Below are 3181 nucleotides of genomic sequence, written 5' to 3'. Positions count from 1 at the left end.
GTTTATCTGCGGTGGCGCGTTCGCTGGTCTGGACAAAGTGATCGCTAACCGTGTTGAAACCGGCTCCGGCATTGGTTTTGGCGCAACGGTAAAAGCGCAGTCTGATAAAGCCAGCGAAGGTGAGCTGCTGTCGCAGGTGGAGCCGGAAGATCTGATCAAATTTGGTCTGATCCCTGAGTTCATTGGTCGTCTGCCGGTGGTGGCAACGCTGAGCGAACTGAGTGAAGAAGCGCTGATCCAGATCCTGAAAGAGCCGAAAAACGCCCTGACCAAGCAGTACCAGGCGTTGTTCAACCTTGAAGGTGTCGATCTGGAGTTCCGTGAGGAAGCGCTGGATGCGATCGCCAAGAAAGCAATGGCGCGCAAAACCGGTGCCCGTGGTTTGCGTTCTATCGTCGAAGCCGCGCTGCTTGACACCATGTACGATCTGCCTTCGATGGAAGACGTCGAAAAAGTGGTGATCGATGAGTCGGTGATTGGTGGTCAGAGCAAGCCATTGCTGATTTACGGTAAGCCGGAAGCACAGCAGGCATCTGGCGAATAATTCATCAATTCATACAGACATTTAATTAAAAAGGGGGGATTTTATCTCCCCTTTTATTTTTCCGTAAACATGGCGTTGAATGTGTGGGAAACATCCCCATATACTGACATACATGTTAAAGGTGGTGTGAAGCACAGTCGTACCACCTGATTACCTGGCGGACACTAAACTAAGAGAGAGCTCTATGAATCCTGAGCGTTCTGAACGCATTGAAATCCCCGTATTGCCGTTGCGCGATGTGGTGGTTTATCCGCACATGGTCATACCCTTATTTGTAGGGCGGGAAAAATCTATCCGTTGTCTGGAAGCGGCTATGGACCATGATAAAAAAATCATGCTGGTCGCACAGAAAGAAGCGTCAACGGATGAGCCGGGTGTAAACGATCTTTTCACCGTCGGGACCGTGGCCTCTATTTTGCAGATGCTGAAACTGCCTGACGGCACCGTAAAAGTGCTGGTCGAGGGGTTACAGCGCGCGCGTATTTCTGCGCTGTCTGACAACGGCGAGCATTTCTCTGCAAAAGCGGAGTACCTTGACTCGCCTGCCATTGATGAGCGCGAACAGGAAGTGCTGGTGCGTACCGCTATCAGCCAGTTCGAAGGCTATATCAAGCTGAACAAGAAAATTCCACCAGAAGTGTTGACGTCGCTGAACAGCATTGACGATCCCGCGCGTCTGGCGGACACCATCGCTGCGCACATGCCGCTGAAGCTGGCAGACAAGCAGTCCGTGCTGGAGATGTCCGACGTTAACGAACGTCTGGAATATCTGATGGCGATGATGGAATCTGAAATTGATCTGCTGCAGGTTGAGAAACGCATTCGCAACCGCGTGAAGAAGCAGATGGAAAAATCCCAGCGCGAGTACTATCTGAACGAGCAGATGAAAGCTATTCAGAAAGAACTCGGCGAGATGGATGATGCGCCGGACGAAAACGAAGCGCTGAAACGCAAAATCGACGCGGCGAAAATGCCGAAAGAGGCAAAAGAGAAAGCCGAAGCAGAGCTGCAGAAGCTGAAAATGATGTCTCCGATGTCGGCGGAAGCGACCGTGGTCCGTGGCTACATCGACTGGATGGTACAGGTACCGTGGAATGCGCGTAGCAAGGTCAAAAAAGACCTGCGTCAGGCGCAGGAAATCCTCGACACCGACCATTACGGTCTGGAACGCGTCAAAGACCGTATCCTTGAGTATCTCGCGGTTCAAAGCCGTGTGAACAAAATCAAGGGGCCGATCCTGTGTCTGGTTGGGCCGCCGGGGGTAGGTAAAACTTCTCTGGGCCAGTCCATCGCGAAAGCGACCGGGCGTAAATACATCCGTATGGCACTGGGCGGCGTACGTGATGAGGCTGAAATTCGCGGTCACCGCCGGACCTATATCGGTTCGATGCCGGGTAAACTGATCCAGAAAATGGCCAAAGTGGGCGTTAAAAACCCGCTGTTCCTGCTCGATGAGATCGATAAAATGTCTTCCGACATGCGTGGCGATCCGGCTTCCGCGCTGCTTGAGGTGCTGGATCCAGAGCAGAACGTGGCGTTCAGCGATCACTACCTGGAAGTGGACTACGATCTCAGCGACGTGATGTTCGTTGCGACTTCGAACTCCATGAATATTCCGGCGCCGTTGCTGGATCGTATGGAAGTGATCCGTCTGTCCGGCTACACCGAAGACGAGAAGCTGAATATTGCTAAACGTCACCTGTTGCCGAAACAGATTGAGCGTAACGCGCTGAAAAAAGGCGAGCTTACGGTCGACGATAGCGCCATTGTGGGCATTATTCGTTACTACACCCGTGAAGCGGGCGTGCGTAGTCTGGAGCGTGAAATCTCTAAACTGTGCCGCAAAGCCGTGAAGCAGTTGCTGCTCGACAAATCGCTGAAACATATTGTGATCAATGGCGACAACCTGCACGACTACCTGGGCGTACAGCGCTTTGACTATGGTCGCGCGGACAACGAAAACCGCGTCGGTCAGGTGACCGGTCTGGCGTGGACGGAAGTGGGCGGCGATCTGCTGACCATCGAAACCGCCTGCGTTCCGGGTAAAGGCAAGCTGACCTACACCGGTTCTTTGGGTGAGGTAATGCAGGAGTCTATTCAGGCTGCACTGACCGTGGTGCGCGCGCGCGCGGAAAAACTGGGTATTAATCCGGACTTTTACGAAAAACGCGACATCCACGTTCACGTACCGGAAGGGGCAACGCCGAAAGATGGTCCAAGTGCCGGTATTGCCATGTGTACCGCGCTGGTTTCTTGTCTGACCGGTAACCCGGTACGCGCCGATGTGGCGATGACCGGCGAGATCACTCTGCGTGGTCAGGTGCTGCCAATCGGTGGTTTGAAAGAAAAACTGCTGGCGGCGCACCGTGGCGGCATTAAGACGGTCTTAATTCCAGATGAAAACAAACGTGACCTGGAAGAGATTCCGGACAACGTGATTGCCGATCTGGACATCCATCCGGTGAAACGCATCGAGGAAGTTTTGACGCTTGCGCTGCAAAATGAACCCTCTGGAATGCAGGTTGTGACCGCAAAATAGTGACCTCGCGCAAAGAGCACTAATAAAAACAGGGCTGGCAGGCCATTTCGGACTTGCCAGCCTTTTTTTGTATAGCTAATTTAGATGACGGATTAGGC

The 3181-nt window shown here is 53.0% G+C and carries 1 protein-coding gene and 1 pseudogene; both read left to right on the top strand.

Features of this window, described 5'->3' with window-relative positions; translation table 11 throughout:
• Positions 1–544, top strand: a pseudogene (locus KQJ18_RS22900) (AAA family ATPase); the annotation flags it as partial.
• Positions 545–728: 184 nt separating this feature from the next.
• Positions 729–3083: an endopeptidase La gene (gene lon / locus KQJ18_RS22895; RefSeq protein WP_038638272.1), complete on the top strand. Its 2355-nt coding sequence runs from the start codon at positions 729–731 to the stop codon at positions 3081–3083.
• The last annotated feature ends 98 nt before the right edge of the window (positions 3084–3181 follow it).

Origin of the sequence: Citrobacter sp. S55_ASV_140 (genome assembly GCF_018919505.1) — a bacterium.
Taxonomy (GTDB): Bacteria; Pseudomonadota; Gammaproteobacteria; order Enterobacterales; family Enterobacteriaceae; genus Citrobacter; species Citrobacter werkmanii.
Note: the sequence above shows the minus strand (reverse complement) of the source record. Positions and strands in the feature narration are given on the sequence as shown.